Origin of the sequence: Enterococcus sp. NBRC 3427 (assembly GCF_007996925.1) — a bacterium.
In the GTDB taxonomy this organism is placed as follows: Bacteria; Bacillota; Bacilli; order Lactobacillales; family Enterococcaceae; genus Enterococcus_B; species Enterococcus_B lactis.
This window is the reverse complement of record NZ_BJLL01000012.1, coordinates 40,039-54,689: the sequence shown is the minus strand read 5'-3', so window position 1 is coordinate 54,689 and position 14,651 is coordinate 40,039. Positions and strand designations below refer to the sequence as shown.

At 39.0% G+C, this 14,651-nt stretch carries 13 protein-coding genes; 2 read left to right on the top strand and 11 right to left on the bottom strand.

What is annotated here, in order from left to right:
• Positions 1 to 81: 81 nt before the first annotated feature.
• The 7 genes from ESP02_RS04640 to ESP02_RS04610 all read right to left on the bottom strand — a co-directional run bounded on the left by ESP02_RS04640 (position 82) and on the right by ESP02_RS04610 (position 6,812).
• Positions 82 to 789: a zinc metallopeptidase gene (locus ESP02_RS04640; RefSeq protein ID WP_002373878.1), complete on the bottom strand. Its 708-nt coding sequence runs from the start codon at positions 787 to 789 to the stop codon at positions 82 to 84.
• Positions 790 to 867: 78 nt separating this feature from the next.
• Positions 868 to 1,206: a zinc ribbon domain-containing protein YjdM gene (locus tag ESP02_RS04635; protein WP_002291014.1), complete on the bottom strand. Its 339-nt coding sequence runs from the start codon at positions 1,204 to 1,206 to the stop codon at positions 868 to 870.
• Between the two features lie 111 nt (positions 1,207 to 1,317).
• Complete coding sequence (locus ESP02_RS04630) at positions 1,318 to 2,280, bottom strand: bifunctional oligoribonuclease/PAP phosphatase NrnA (RefSeq protein ID WP_002291016.1); 963 nt, start codon at positions 2,278 to 2,280, stop codon at positions 1,318 to 1,320.
• 14 nt (positions 2,281 to 2,294) lie between these two features.
• Positions 2,295 to 3,626 carry a DRTGG domain-containing protein gene (locus tag ESP02_RS04625; RefSeq protein WP_002373880.1) on the bottom strand — a complete coding sequence of 444 codons (1,332 nt, stop codon included), beginning with the start codon at positions 3,624 to 3,626 and terminating at the stop codon, positions 2,295 to 2,297.
• A 7-nt stretch (positions 3,627 to 3,633) separates the two neighbouring features.
• Positions 3,634 to 4,314 carry a metal-dependent hydrolase gene (locus ESP02_RS04620; protein WP_002373881.1) on the bottom strand — a complete coding sequence of 227 codons (681 nt, stop codon included), beginning with the start codon at positions 4,312 to 4,314 and terminating at the stop codon, positions 3,634 to 3,636.
• A 213-nt stretch (positions 4,315 to 4,527) separates the two neighbouring features.
• Positions 4,528 to 5,007 (bottom strand): YbaK/EbsC family protein, encoded by a 480-nt coding sequence (locus ESP02_RS04615; protein ID WP_002373882.1) that lies wholly within the window; start codon positions 5,005 to 5,007, stop codon positions 4,528 to 4,530.
• A gap of 125 nt (positions 5,008 to 5,132) precedes the next feature.
• Positions 5,133 to 6,812 (bottom strand): ribonuclease J, encoded by a 1,680-nt coding sequence (locus ESP02_RS04610; RefSeq protein WP_010732994.1) that lies wholly within the window; start codon positions 6,810 to 6,812, stop codon positions 5,133 to 5,135.
• Positions 6,813 to 7,359: 547 nt separating this feature from the next.
• Here ESP02_RS04610 and ESP02_RS04605 point away from each other — a divergent pair.
• Both ESP02_RS04605 and ESP02_RS04600 read left to right on the top strand, forming a co-directional pair.
• On the top strand, positions 7,360 to 8,856 hold the full coding sequence (locus ESP02_RS04605) for an ABC transporter permease (protein ID WP_025478448.1): 1,497 nt from the start codon (positions 7,360 to 7,362) through the stop codon (positions 8,854 to 8,856).
• 12 nt (positions 8,857 to 8,868) lie between these two features.
• Positions 8,869 to 9,531: an ABC transporter ATP-binding protein gene (locus ESP02_RS04600; RefSeq protein ID WP_002373886.1), complete on the top strand. Its 663-nt coding sequence runs from the start codon at positions 8,869 to 8,871 to the stop codon at positions 9,529 to 9,531.
• Positions 9,532 to 9,630: 99 nt separating this feature from the next.
• On the opposite strand, the gene ESP02_RS04595 is transcribed toward ESP02_RS04600, so the two are convergent.
• From ESP02_RS04595 to ESP02_RS04570, 4 genes are all read right to left on the bottom strand, one after another.
• Complete coding sequence (locus ESP02_RS04595; RefSeq protein WP_002373888.1) at positions 9,631 to 9,834, bottom strand: CsbD family protein; 204 nt, start codon at positions 9,832 to 9,834, stop codon at positions 9,631 to 9,633.
• Between the two features lie 111 nt (positions 9,835 to 9,945).
• Positions 9,946 to 11,130, bottom strand: a complete 1,185-nt coding sequence (gene iadA, locus ESP02_RS04590; protein WP_002315780.1) for a beta-aspartyl-peptidase — start codon at positions 11,128 to 11,130, stop codon at positions 9,946 to 9,948.
• Positions 11,131 to 11,289: 159 nt separating this feature from the next.
• Positions 11,290 to 13,029, bottom strand: a complete 1,740-nt coding sequence (gene yfcC, locus ESP02_RS04585) for a putative basic amino acid antiporter YfcC (RefSeq protein WP_002291032.1) — start codon at positions 13,027 to 13,029, stop codon at positions 11,290 to 11,292.
• A 773-nt stretch (positions 13,030 to 13,802) separates the two neighbouring features.
• Positions 13,803 to 14,417 (bottom strand): SIS domain-containing protein, encoded by a 615-nt coding sequence (locus ESP02_RS04570; protein WP_002291034.1) that lies wholly within the window; start codon positions 14,415 to 14,417, stop codon positions 13,803 to 13,805.
• Positions 14,418 to 14,651 lie beyond the last annotated feature (234 nt).

Genomic DNA, 14,651 nt, shown 5'->3' with positions numbered 1-14,651 from the left:
TTCACAAAAATTTGAAAAGCAATTTTCGCGAATTCCTTCTTATTTCTTGGAGTTAAACGCTTCTGTCCCAGCCTCTTTATGTTAATCTCTTCGGTTACCGCCAAACAATAAAATCAGACGCAGTAGTTGCAAGAATGTCGAAAGCGCCGCTGCAACGTAAGTCAATGCCGCTGCAAACAATACGTGTCTTGCCATCGGTACTTCTTCTTCCGTCAGCAGTCCGCCTTCACTCAAAATTTGGATTGCTCGACGAGATGCGTTGAATTCAACTGGTAATGTCACCAATTGGAAGAGTAACGCTAAAGAAAAAGCAAAAATCCCGATATTGATCAACGTAGAGTTCCAACTAAGCAATACACCTACCATAATCAATGGGAACGAAATCATCGAACCAAAGTTAGCTGCGGGAACAAGTGCCGCACGGATCTTCAATGGGACATACCCCGAAGCATCTTGCACCGCATGTCCACATTCATGTGCTGCTACACCTATCGCAGCAACTGAAGTAGATTGCGCAGTCGCTTGAGACAGGCTCAGCATCTTATTACCTGAATTATAGTTATCTGTGAGATCTCCGGCAATTTGTTGAACGCCAACATTATTTATTTGTTGGCTTTGCAATATATATTGTGCTGCTTGTGTACCAGTCACGTTGTTTTTGCTTCTCACTTGATCATATTTGCGGAAAGTACTATTGACATAAGCTGACGCAATTCCGGAAATGGCTAATCCAAGAATGACCAAAAGAAATGTCGGATCTAAAAAACCATACATTCCATAACCATACATTGTCGTTTCACTCCTTTTTATTTCCTCTATTTTATCATTAGTAGCAAGAAAAGAATGTGAAAAGACCTTGAATATTCTTTAATTTTTTTTCACAAATTCCGATTTCAGTTTCATCGGTCCAAATCCTTCTACCTTGCAATCGATATTATGGTCGCCTTCTACTAAGCGGATGTTCTTGACTTTCGTTCCTTGTTTAATGGCACCTGATGCACCTTTTACTTTCAAATCTTTGATCACTGTCACGCTATCGCCTTCTGACAGACGGTTTCCATTTGCATCTAATACCACTAATCCGTCTTCTATGACAGTTTTTTGTTCTTCTTTGCTCCATTCGTTCCCGCATTCTGGGCAAATCAACAAACCTCGATCTTCATATGTGTACTCTGAGCCGCATTCTGGGCAATTTGGTAATGTCATCTTCTTTCTCCTTTAAAATCTTTAGTGAGCACTATTGTAACGGAAAAAGAAGATGTTGAAAAGATACATTTGTGATTTTTACCACAAAAGGAACGTTTTCGAATGAAGTTGTCACTTCGTTTCTCTACTCTTATACGATTGGCAAATGTCTTGAATCTCTTTATAGATTTCCTCTACTTCTGCTAAATCTTTTGCATTCGCACCACTTGCTAATGGGTGGCCTCCCCCATGATGGCGTTTCGCTAATTCATTGATGACTGGTCCCTTAGAACGTAAGCGTACGCGGTAATGTCCTGAAGGCTGCTGAACAAAAATACCCCAAGCTAGTACTTCGTCGATCACTCCAGGAAGAGAAACGATTGAAGCCGTCTCTGAATCATCGATTCCATATTTATCAAGAATTTCTTGCGGAAGGATTATTCTTCCTGCACCATTTTCATCCACCTGGATATTTTGATAAAGATAACCGGAAAGTTTAGCGACTTTCATCGGCATTTGCTCAATCTCTCTATTCAAAGCACTTGCATCAAATGGATAATTTCTCAATATCGATGCAATCTCTAATGTACGGGACGTCGTGGAGGGATACAAAAAGCGCCCTGTATCTCCGACGATTCCCGCATAAAGTAACCGTGCAGCTTCCACGTTCATCTTAAATAATTCAGGAAACATCAAAGCAAATTCTGCAATCATCTCACTACAACTGCTTGCTTTTGTATTTACCCACACAAGATCTCCATAAGGGTCATCATTGGGATGATGATCAATTTTGATCAGCTTTTCAGCTAACTGATATCTTTGATCACTGATTCTGGGTGAATTAGCTGTATCGGTCACGATGACTAGCGCTCCTTGATAGAAGGCATCTTCAACCTCTTGCATTTCTGCTAAAAAGCGAAGACCTTCAATTGTTTCACCTACTTGTCGTATTTCTTTTTCTGGGAAACTTTCCCGTAATAGTTCGGCTAATCCTACTTGTGATCCTAACGCATCAGGATCAGGACGCAAATGCCTGTGGATAATAATTTTATCGTATTTTTTTATTGTATCTACTATTTCTTGCTGTACTGTCATTTCACTCCTGCTTTCTAAGAACGTTCCATTACTTGACAAACAACGATTGCTTTGGAAACGATGGTATTTTCAATAAATACTTCGATATCCAATTTAGCGGAACGTCTGCCGATTTCCAATACACGTGGACGAATGTCCAACTCGCTTTCCAATTGGATCAGCCGCAAATAATGTAGGTTCACTTGTTCAATCAAGATATTTCGTTTTTGGTTCATCACCATTGTTTTTTGTGCGGCATCAGAAATGATTTCGCTAAGTACACCAAAAGAAATGGTTCCAACACCATTGACCATTTGTGGTGTCACTATAAATTTGAACTTAGGGTTTTCCAAACGGTTCCCTTCGCGATCGGTATCAATTGTATGGATATTTCCAGATATCTGATCTGAAATCGTATCTGCAATCTGCGGTTGTCGCTGGACAAGCTGCATCGCTTTCATTACATCTTGCCGGGTAATCAAGCCTTCCAATGTCAAGTCATCGGAAACGACTGGCATGACTTCCAGCCCATCCCAGATCATTTGATGGCTAACAGAAGCAATACTCATTGTTTTCTTTACACTGATTGGTTCTTTCGTCATCACTCGATCAATGATCTGATTTGGTGATTTCCCTAAAACGTCTTTTGCCGTAACAATCCCCATCAAACGTTGATGGCGGTTAACGACTGGAAAACGTGAATGTTGCGTTTCTTCTGACAAACGTTGATAATCAGAAATCGTATCCATCTGATGCAAATAATGTGTCTTTTCCGCCGGCATGTAGATATCGCTGACAAGCATGATATCTTTTTTGATCAATTGGTCACTTAATGCTCGGTTGATCATGGTAGCGACTGTAAATGTATCATAAGAGGTGCGCAAGATTGGCATTTCAAGTTCATCGGCTAGCTTTGCAATTTCAGCAGTCGTATTGAATCCGCCTGTGATCAATACTGCAGCGCCATCTTCCAATGCTAATTTTTGGACTTCCGCTCGGTTGCCGACGATCATCAGTGATCCTGGTGTAATATAGCGTTCCATGGCATGTTTAGTCATCGCACCGATGACGAATTTATTCAAGACCTTATCTAATCCTGCCGAGCCGCCTAAAACGTCCCCTTCAATGATTCGGACGACTTCGCCAAATGTCAAACGTTCAATATGTTTTTTTAATTTACGTTCGATACGGATCGTTCCTACTCGTTGAATCGTTGAAACTAGTCCGACATTTTCCGCATCTTTGATTGCACGGTACGCTGTTCCTTCACTGACATTCAATTCTTTTGCGATGCTTCTTACAGAAATTCGATTGCCCACAGGTAAACTTTCAATATATTCTAAAATCAAATCATGTTTTGTCGCCATTTTCTGCCTACACTTCCAGCGTTTCCGAGACGCTCATTATTTTTCCTTCGCTACCTTCCAGTAATGCTACAAAAGATTCAGGATCTTGTTCAATAACAGGGAACGTATTGTAATGGATTGGAACGACTTTCTTGGCACGAATTGTTTGTGCAGCCCGAGCCGCATCCTCTGGTCCCATCGTATAGTTATCACCAATCGGCAAGAAAGCAACATCAATATCGAATTCTTCTGCAAGCAATCCTAAATCACTGAAATAAGCTGTATCTCCTGCATGATAAATCGTTTTGCCTTCTGCTTGGATAATGATTCCGCTAGGCTCACCCATATACTGAACGATACCGTCTACTTCATAGCTTGAACTATGCTGTGCATGTACGAATTTTACTGTGCCGAATGGAAATGCATGTTTTCCGCCGATATTCATACCGAATGAATCTACTCCTCTGCTATTTGCATAATCAGCGATCTCAACAATACTGATAACCGTGGCTTGATTTTCTTTTGCAATAGGGATCATATCTCCTATATGGTCACTATGTCCATGAGTAATTAGCAACCAATCTGTCTTTACTTCTTCTGCAGTTAAATCTGACAATGGGTTTCCTGTAATAAACGGGTCAATCATCACACGTTGGCCATTTTCCATTTCAATCGTTAAACAAGAATGTCCATGATACGTAATTTTCATATTCTACACCTCACGTTTTCTCTGTCTCTTTTTTATTAAAACCGATTTCATTACTTGCATATCAATGAAAAAATATAGTTACTAAATATATTTTCATTAGATTGATAGTACAGTATGCACAAAGCAATTGTAACAGATAATACAGGATGCACCAAGTACCAAGCAGATATAATCTCAAGTTTGAGCTCTCTGCTTGGCTCCCCTTCTCGTCACTTAACTAATTAAATCAGCGTAAATAGGATGGACGATTTTTTCTAAATCAGCTACTTTTATCTGGAGGCTTCTCCCGATTTCACCGCTCGACACAATCACTTCTTCTTTTTCTTTTAAAGAACTGTCTGCTAAAAAACAATAATCAGGATGTGCGAGTTTTATTCCAATAGGGGTATTCGCTCCGTGAGGATAGCCTGTATGTGTTAATACAAAATCCATTCCAGGAAAACCGACTTTACGATCTTTCGTCACTTGTCTCGTTTTTTTATAATCTAAATGATCATTCAAAGGAATCAATGCGATGATCACCCCAGTTTTGTTCCCTTTTACTACGAGAGTTTTACATATCAAAGCTGGATCAATCCCTCTTTTTTGTAGTTCTTCTGTGAAAGATCCCTCTACTATATGACTAAAATCAAGTGGTTGATAGCTGATTTTTTGCTCTTCTAAATAACGTTCGACTTTTGTTTGACTCATCATTGATCCACTCCCTTTATTCTATCGTTTATTATAAAGCGAGGGATACTGTATTCAAAAATCATTTGTTTCCCTCAAAAAAAAGAGCAAGACGAGCGCTCTATAGAGAGAGCCATCTTACTCTTTGTTTATTTCTTATTTCGACGTTGAGTAGCTTCCATAATGACTGGCAAGATCACCGGGCGTCGTTTTGTTTGTTCAAATAAGTAACGACCTAATTGATCACGAATGTCTTGCTTTAATTTGCTCCACTCAAAATCATTGCTTTCTAAATGTTTCTCAACGATAGTTTCGATCATACTGCTACTTTCTTTCATCAGATCACGGCTAGCTTTTACGTAAACGAATCCTCGTGAAGTGATTTGAGGTTTTGAGATGATTTTCTTCTCTCTTCTGCTGATAGTGACAACCGCTACGAAAATCCCATCTTCTGATAAGATTTTCCGATCACGTAAAACAATGTTTCCGATATCGCCTATGCCTAAACCATCAATCATTACATTTTCTGCACTTGTAGTTCCTGCAACACTCATACGCTTATTCTTATATTCCAGCACATCTCCGCGTCCAGTAATATAGATATTTTTGTAAGGCATCCCTACTGCATGAGCCAAATCTGCGTGAGCAGCTAATTCCCGATATTCCCCTTGAACTGGCACAAAATATGTCGGCTTCATCAAATTGATCATCAATTGCAAATCATTAGGATTGGCATGACCAGAAACACGCATATTCTCAGAGATCAATTTCACTGTTCCACCAGCTCGATAAATGATATCTTCCGTTTTCGCCACGATTGTTTCCATCGCGATGCTTGGCGTAGTAGTGATATAAACCAAATCGCCTTCTTCGATCTTGACATTACGGTGTGTGCCGTTTGCCATTTTTTGCAGAGACTTGATGGGTTCACCCATTCGGCCAGTTTCTAAAATGATCAGTTCTTCTGGATCATAGTTTTTCATGTCTTTCAATGTAACAAGCAAATCTTCACTTGGTAATTGAAGTTTTTCTAAACGCATCGCTGTTCGAATAATTCGTTCAAAATCTTGACCAGTCAAGACAACTTTTCGTTGTGCTTTTTCTGCTGCGTCCAATACTTGTTGCACTCGTTGCAAATTACTTGCTACACAGGCGACGATGATGCGTCCTTCCCAATATTTGATCGTATCAAATACTTCATCTGCTATCTGAGCTTCAGAAGCTACAGGTTGAGGATTCTCTGCGTTTGCCGATTCACTCAGTAAAGCTAAGACTCCTTCTTTGCCGATTTCTGCCAATCGTGCATAATCTGTTTGATACATCGGGATAGCCGTTTGATCAAATTTAAAATCTCCCGTATAAACGATACTACCTTCTTTTGTTTTCAGATTGATCCCCACTGAATCTGGTATCGTGTGAGTGGTACGGAAAAAGCTCACTACTGTTTCACCAAAGTCGATTTCTGTATGCTCATCTACCACATGGAAATCCTTAAATCCTTTGGCTGCTTCGTTACGACTGACATTCAATTTTGCTAACTCGATCGTCAACTCCGTTCCAAATACTGGTACAGAAATTTTCGACAACAAGTAAGGAAGCGCCCCGATCGCATCTGCGTGCCCATGTGTTAAAAAGACACCAGCTACACGATCAATGTTTTCTTCTAAATACGTAAAATCTGGGATGACGACGTCGATCCCCAACAACTCATTTTCAGGATATTTTAGCCCACAATCTAATATGAAAATATCCTCGCCCACTTCTGCGACATACATGTTTTTTCCATTTTCGCGAACGCCGCCTAATGGGATAATTTTAATGGTACTCACAAATTTCACCTCTTCTTATGACATCCAAGTTTAAAGATGTCGATTTTCTTCTTTATCTAAATTTACGAGCCATTCCAATGAAGCACATGCAAAATCACTAGTTCTCAACTTATGGAGAATCAGCAGGAAAATTACCAGCACATCCGCGTTCTGACAGTTGGATGGGCATTTTATTTTGGATATACTTCATTAACAAAATGGATCTTTTGCGAAACGCTATAGCCAGAATCCTTATATAAGTATTCGGCTGTTCCCCATTATTATACAACAAATGAACTAAATCGCTAGTATCAGCAATTGTTAGAATCACTAAGCAAATGAAAATTCCTCTGTAACATCTAGGATTTCTTTTGCTGTTTCTCTTTCATCTCTTCTTCGTCGGTTTGAAACATACTTTTTTCATTTTACCACATTTTTTGCAATAACTATAGTGACTTTATATATATACAGAACCTCGTGTTGATGATATGCAAACAGCATAAGATTTAAGCTAGCTTTAAGATAGGTTGTCTATTATCAAGTGCATCTACTAGGAGGGATGCAAGATATGAATTTTATGAAACGTGCATGGAAAAGTACAAAAGTAAAATGGGGACGTTCATTGTTATTGTTTGCCGTGTTCACAGCCATTCTTATTTTTGTGCTAGCTGGACTCACGATTCGAAGCGCTGCAGAAGAAGCAGCGAATCAAGCACAAAAAGAAGTTGGAGCAACAGTGACTTTAAGTGCCAATCGAGAAGCTTCATTTAAAAAACAGGAACAAACTTCTTCAAGCAATTCTACCGCTGAAGAACGTCCAGATCCGGGCAGTTTTTCTCTTACCCCAGTATCCTTAACGGACGCGGAAAAAATAGCTAAATTAGATAATGTAAAAAGCTATTCCTTTGAAAGTTCCGCCTCAGCTATGGCAAAAGATGGAATAACTGCCATCACTAGTTCTGATTCAAGTGAAGACAGTTCAGAAACTACCGATGCAGGCGGTGGTCCTGCCGGAGGAATGGGTGGAAATCCGCAAATGACTCAAGCAGATTTTCAAATCAGCGGTGTGTCAGCAACTGCACAAAATAGTACTTTTTCTGATGGAACAGCAAAAATCACGGATGGTGAAGGAATAAATGACAGCGACAAAGGCACAAACAACGTAGTCATTGATTCTACGCTAGCAGAAGCAAATGACCTGACAGTCGGAGATACTTTCACAATCACAAGTACTGAAGATGAAGATACCACTTATGAAATGACGGTCAAAGGAATTTATGAATCTAGCGAAACAAGTAGCAGTATGGGGATGAAATTCAACTTCATGAATCCGTCGAATACACTTTACACCTCTTATACTTTTGCAAATGAACTAAATGGGACATCTGACGATAACACGATAGATTCTGCTGTTTACACTCTATCTGATCCAGATGAAATGGATGAGTTTCTCGAAGGAGCAGAGAAGCTGATCGACACAGATACATTTAGCTTACAATCAAATGATTCCATGTATCAGTCAATGTTGGAACCTTTAAACAATGTGGCAAGTTTTTCTAAAAATGTTGTTTTACTAGTGGCTGTAGCCGGTATTATCATACTTACTCTGATCATTATGATTACCATCCGGGAGCGTCGGCATGAGTTAGGCGTCTTGTTATCTTTAGGAGAATCCAGAAGTAAAATCATTCTCCAATTGTTTACCGAAGTTGCTATTTGTATGATTCTTGCATTAGGAGTTGCTTCGATTAGCGGGAACGTCGTCGCGAATGCCGTGGGGCAGCAGCTACTTGACCAACAGACAGAAACCACGACACAAGACCAACAAGCTCCTGGCGGTGGACAAATGCCAGATAACGGACAAGGCGGTCAACGTGGTGGTCAGCAAGGAAACACGAATAATCCATTTGCTGTTTCTGATCAAGTCAGCGAATTGGAAATCAATGTCAAACCTACACAATTAGGACTACTAGCCGGAGTAGCATTTGGAATCAGCCTGCTTTCTGTCTTTTTAGCTTCTATAGGGATATTAAGATTAAACCCAAGAAAAATCCTATTAAATTAAAGGAGGAATTTGATGTTACGGACAGAACAATTGGGATTTTGGTATCAAGATCCGCAAGATGCGCTTTACAAAGATGTAGAACTGAATTTCGAAGCTGGAAAAATGTACGCTATTTTAGGAGCAAGTGGTTCTGGAAAAACGACTTTTCTTTCTCTTATTTCCGGATTAGATACACCAAAAGAAGGAAAGGTATACTATCAAGATCGTTCACTGAACAAAATCGGATTAAGAAATTATCGTAAAAATGATGTCTCGATTATTTTCCAAGCTTATAACTTGCTTCCTTATTTATCAGCTCTAGACAATGTCATAACAGCAATGGAAATCACTAAGACCAAACACGAGAATTATCGACAAGTTGCTTTAGATCGACTGGCTCGTGTAGGAATTGATGAAGTATTAGCAAAAAAACAGGTGACCAAACTTTCGGGAGGTCAGCAACAGCGAGTCGCTATCGTTCGTGCTATCTGTTGCGAACATCAACTGATTGTAGCTGATGAACCTACTGGGAATCTGGATGAGACCACTTCACAAGATATCGTCAAACTTTTCCAAGAAATCGCCCATGAGCAAAATCGCTGTATTATCATCGTGACCCATGAGGTCGAAGTAGCAAAAAGTTGCGATGAAGTCTTTGAACTAAAAAATAAAGAATTTGAAAAAATAGAAGTTTAAAAAACAGGATAACGTTCAAACAAGAAATCCGAACCATATCTGTGAAGCAGATACGGTTCGGATTTCTATTTGCTTGATTCATTTAGTAATGAACGTTGTTTATTTGTTTTCATCTTTTCGAGAGAATTTGTCTTTGATTTCATCGCCCAAATCACGAGCTTTTTCTTTGATATCAGAACCTAGTGATTGTGCTTTTCCTTCTGTTTCTTTGCTCTTGTCGTCTGTTGCCTTGCCGTATGCTTCTTTTCCTTCACCGACTACTTTGTCTTTCATGTCTTTAGAACGTCCTTTTAAATCTGCCATGGTGTTTCCTCCTCTTAATTTGTTTATTGATCTACTTTCAGGGTAACATCAACAACAGATACAGACAAACAGAACGCTCGTTTTCTAAAAAAGGATGAGTCAGATAGTGGATCAAAAACTTTTTTCGAAAGTTCCCCATACTTTGACTTCTTTTTCTTGGACCATTATTTCTCCTTTAGCAATAACTGTATCGATATCAAGCGTTTCTTTGTCCAAGATACACAAGTCTGCATCTGCGCCAATTTCAATTTTTCCTTTTTTATCTAATTTCAATATACGTGCTGGGTTACTGGTTATAGCTCGCAAGGCGATTTCCAGAGGAATATTTTCTTTTTGCACAGCTTCTTTGATCCCTACTAGCAATGCCTTGGCACTTCCTACTCCTAACCCTAGGAAATGATTGTTTTCATCAAAATAAGGCAAGCTTCCTTGTCCATCTGAGGTCATCGTGAAATTATCTAAAGAAACATCTTCCTCAATCAATCGTTTCAATGCTTTACTGAAGCGCACTTCCCCATCTGTCTTCTCCCAAAAATCAGGATCTTCGCTAGCGGTGAAGTCAATCGTGCCGCCACGTTTAGCAAATGCCACGCAAGCTTCAAATAATTCTGGTGTGCGATTCGCATGAGTAGGCAAAAACTGTGTGATCGGAATTTCTGTTTCTTCTACAATTCGTGTCAATAACTCTAGCTTTCTTTTTCCTCCGCCTAAGTGGACATTGATGATCCCAGCTTTTCCCGACAACATGCCTCCTACACGAGCATCTGCTGCTGCACGGGCAAATTCTTCAAAACTTGGCTGAGAAGAACGGTGATCGGATACTGCGATTTCTCCGATTCCGATGATTTTATCGATTGTTAAAAAGTCTTTAATGATCGAATCTGTTACTGTTTTTACCGGCAATCGGTACGAACCCTCGTACACATAAGTGGAGATTCCTTCTGCTTCAAGTCCTTTCGCTTTGCTGATCAAAGCAGTCATATCTCGACCTTCTCCGTCTGTTCCCAAGCAACCGACAACTGTCGTTACACCAGCTGTAGTCAATTGACTTAATGTAACTTCTGGCGTTCTGTTTTGATAACCGCCTTCTCCTCCTCCGCCTAAAATATGGAAATGACAATCAATGAAACCTGGAGTCAGTACTTTCCCCTCACCTGAAAGTTCTTCTACTTCCACTCCTTCGTAGCCGCCTTCTAACTGTTCTTCTACAGCCAAAATCTTCCCACCGGCAATCAATACGTCCATTTTTCCTAAGTAATCTGGTGCAAACACTTCAATTTGTCGGATGATCTTCATACATTTTTCCTCTTTCTTTAAGTATAGCTGATGATAGGATCTTAAAAAATAATCCAAACGATAGAATCTTTACTCCTTTGATTTTACCGTAAAATGACGGTTCTTGGAGTCATTTATCTACTGTTTGGATTACTTTTTTATTTACTTATGTCTCCAGGACTACTGCAGACCGATCGCAATAGCAATCATGATGAAAATAGTTCCCAAAACAAACAGGAATCCTTGCATCTTGATTTGGAACCTTGCCCATTTTGCCCATTCGATTCGTGCAACACCTAACACACCAATCAAGCTAGCTGATACGGGCGTAAAAGCATCCATGAAACCAGAACCAAGCTGATAAGCAAGAACTGCTACTTGTCTAGATACACCTACTAAATCTGCCAATGGAGCCATAATCGGCATGGTCAAAGCTGCTTGTCCTGAATTTGATGTAACAACCAAGTTGAACAAACTTTGGAAGATATACATCGCCCAAGCGCCAATGACAGCTGGCACACCGGTCAATGCCGTCCCGATTCCATGCAAAATCGTATTCAAAGCTGAAGGAACAGACGCATCGGATCCACCTAAGACGAGAAGGATTCCTTTGGCCATCCCTACTACGATTGCTGTACCAGCTAAATCAGCTGCACCAGATTGGAAAGAAGAAGCGATGTCATTGACTTTCATTCCATCTAATTTGAAAAGAACAGCAATGATTCCGGCAACTAATCCCATCACAAAGAATTGAGAAGCGATTTCGGGGATGTAATAGCCTTTTTGAGTCACGCCCCAAACGATCCAAACAAGAACAGCTAACATCTCTACTAAAATCAGTTTATGCCCAAGCATGAATTTTTTATTTTCATCAGATGTCTTTTTGATATGAGAACGAAAATAATCATCTGATTTGTAAGTCAACGAACTTTCCGGTTTTTTACGGATTTTTTCTGCATATATCATCATATAGCCAGCTGCTAAGGCAGTAACAACTACCCACATAATCAATCGGAATGTCGCACCAGACAACACTGGGATTCCAGCAATCCCTTGAGCCACAGCTACGCTAAACGGGCTCATCCAAGAGGTCGCATTTCCGACTTGAGATGCGACATAAGTCACGGTTACTGCTACGATTGAGTCATATCCTAAGGCAATGACGAATGGAACCATCACCATTGAGAATGGAATCACCTCTTCTGCCATCCCAAATGTAGCGCCCCCGAATGAAAAAGCAAAGAATAATAGCGGTAAAGCTAAACGCTCCAGTCCCTTCGTTTTACTGATAAACGCATAGATTCCTGCATCAATCGCTCCGGTACGCATAATAATACCAAAAGCACCTCCGACAACAAGGATCAATGCAGCAATCCCTACAGCAGATCCATATTTATCTCCAGATACTAGACCTTCAAAAACAAAATTTAAGAAGCCAAAGCCACCAAAATCGTCTGTTCCCCATATTTTGGCTGTTTTATGCAATTTTTTAGAAGTATCATAGATATTTTCGCCATACTCATCGTAAAGAACATCATCTGTTAAGGAAATTTCATCTAGTTTTTCTTGCGTAAGATTTTTTTCTCCGTCAGCAATGACTTTTTCCAATCCTTTTTCAGGAACATCCAATTTTTCACGTTCTGCTGGATGGTCTTGCAGTTCTTCTAATTGATCAAATACATACGATTTATCCAGCTCGTAAGCATAACGGAAGGAATCTTGGCGTAAAACAGTACGAGTACTTGTTTCGCCATTCGCATCTTTATATTCAATGTCTTGCGTGCTGAACTTTCCTGCTGGTACGACAAAAGTCAGTATCCATGCAAAGATGACTACACCAAAAATAATGACATACGTATGCGGTGTCGATAATTTAGTGAAGTCACGTTTCGGTTTTCCTGAAGAATTTGTTTTCTTCAAATTTATTTCTTCCTTTCTTTTCTCAGTAATTTTGATGAATAAAAAATGGATAATCAAATGAATTATACAGTAAAAATGTCTATTCCACATGAATAATTTATTAGAAAATCACTTTTTTCTATTTTGCTTTTTTTCTCATATGTATGACTATTTTTTTCTTTTTCCATTTATATTAAGTATTTTATTTCTCTGTTTTTCCTTAAAATTCTTTTTTCATTTTTAGATTAGCGGAAATCCCGTCCTGATTTTTTCATTTTATAATCGTGAATAAATTGTATTTCATTGCAAAAAAGCAAAAAATAATAATAAATATCCATCTCATATCTTTCATTTTTTGTATATTTTCTTTCTATTAGAAAAAGGAATCTTCTTCGACAATTTTATTATATCAGGTAAACTTCATTGCAATAATGATAACAAATGTACTATAATTACATTGTAAAGAGTTTTGGGGAAGACTCTTTCATCAACGTGTATTAAGAGACAAGAAAGAATCCATGCGGATTCTTTCTTGTCTCTTTTTCCGCTATTTTTTTGTCTATCTAGCATTGCATATTTTTGTAGCTCTTTTTTTCTCATTGTGAAACAACTTATAAAAATAACGTACTTTCGAAAAAAAAGGCTGACATCTAGAGCTAAACAAACTTAAAATAACGAAAAACAAAAGATGATTATTACTGTTTTTCTTGGAAAATCGTTTTCTTTGTTTCAAACACTCCATATTTACGTGGAACACCGTTTTTTTAAAGAAACTTTGGTCATTGTGTGGAAAACTATTTTCCTCTTGTTTCCTGAACTAGCTGTTTTGCTGTAAAATACAAAACCTGTTGAAGCAAAAAGATCGTTGCAAGAGAGGCTGTTCCACAGATTGCTGGATCTAAATTCGGCAAAGTCAAGACTGCATCATGCAGATTGGCATGGTTATCCAAAACTAAATCAGCAAATTCAAATAATCTCAAACCACTGCTATGCTGGGACTTGATGCTTCGTGACAAATCAAATCCAGTAACAATGATCAAAGGATGTCCATTTTCTTTGATCCATTGAGCCAACTCAATGATTGCTGGATTTCTTCCTTCATTCGAAAGAAGAAGAAAAATGTCTTCTGGTTTGACAGAAAGCTCATCAATAATCGCTTGTCCTGCCCCTTCTAGCGTTTCATAGACACCTCCGGCTGGGTTCTCAATCAATATACTTGGCACAAGGTCCGGTGTTTGATCCCAAAATTCAAATGCTACACCACTTAGTGTGCGACTAGCATATATCTGCAATCTTCCGCCTTGATTGATTTGTTTCGCAATCCAAGTTCCTGCTTGAACCATCAACGGCTCTTCTATCCTTAATTTCTCTTCCAATTGGTAATAATAGTCAAAATAACATAAACTCATTTTTCTCTCCCGCCTAGCTATACTTGACATGAATAGAAACAGCTGCCTAATCTAAGGAAATACATAAAAAACAGAAGATAAACAGTAACACATGCGGTCTTTGCTGTTTCAAACGCAAAAAAGGTATTGAACGAATACGCCCAATACCTTGACATAGCAAATAAAACAACGTGCAGACCATAGAAAATCTCTACATAGGGGTAGAATTTTCCCCTTAGATTAGGTACAATAAAT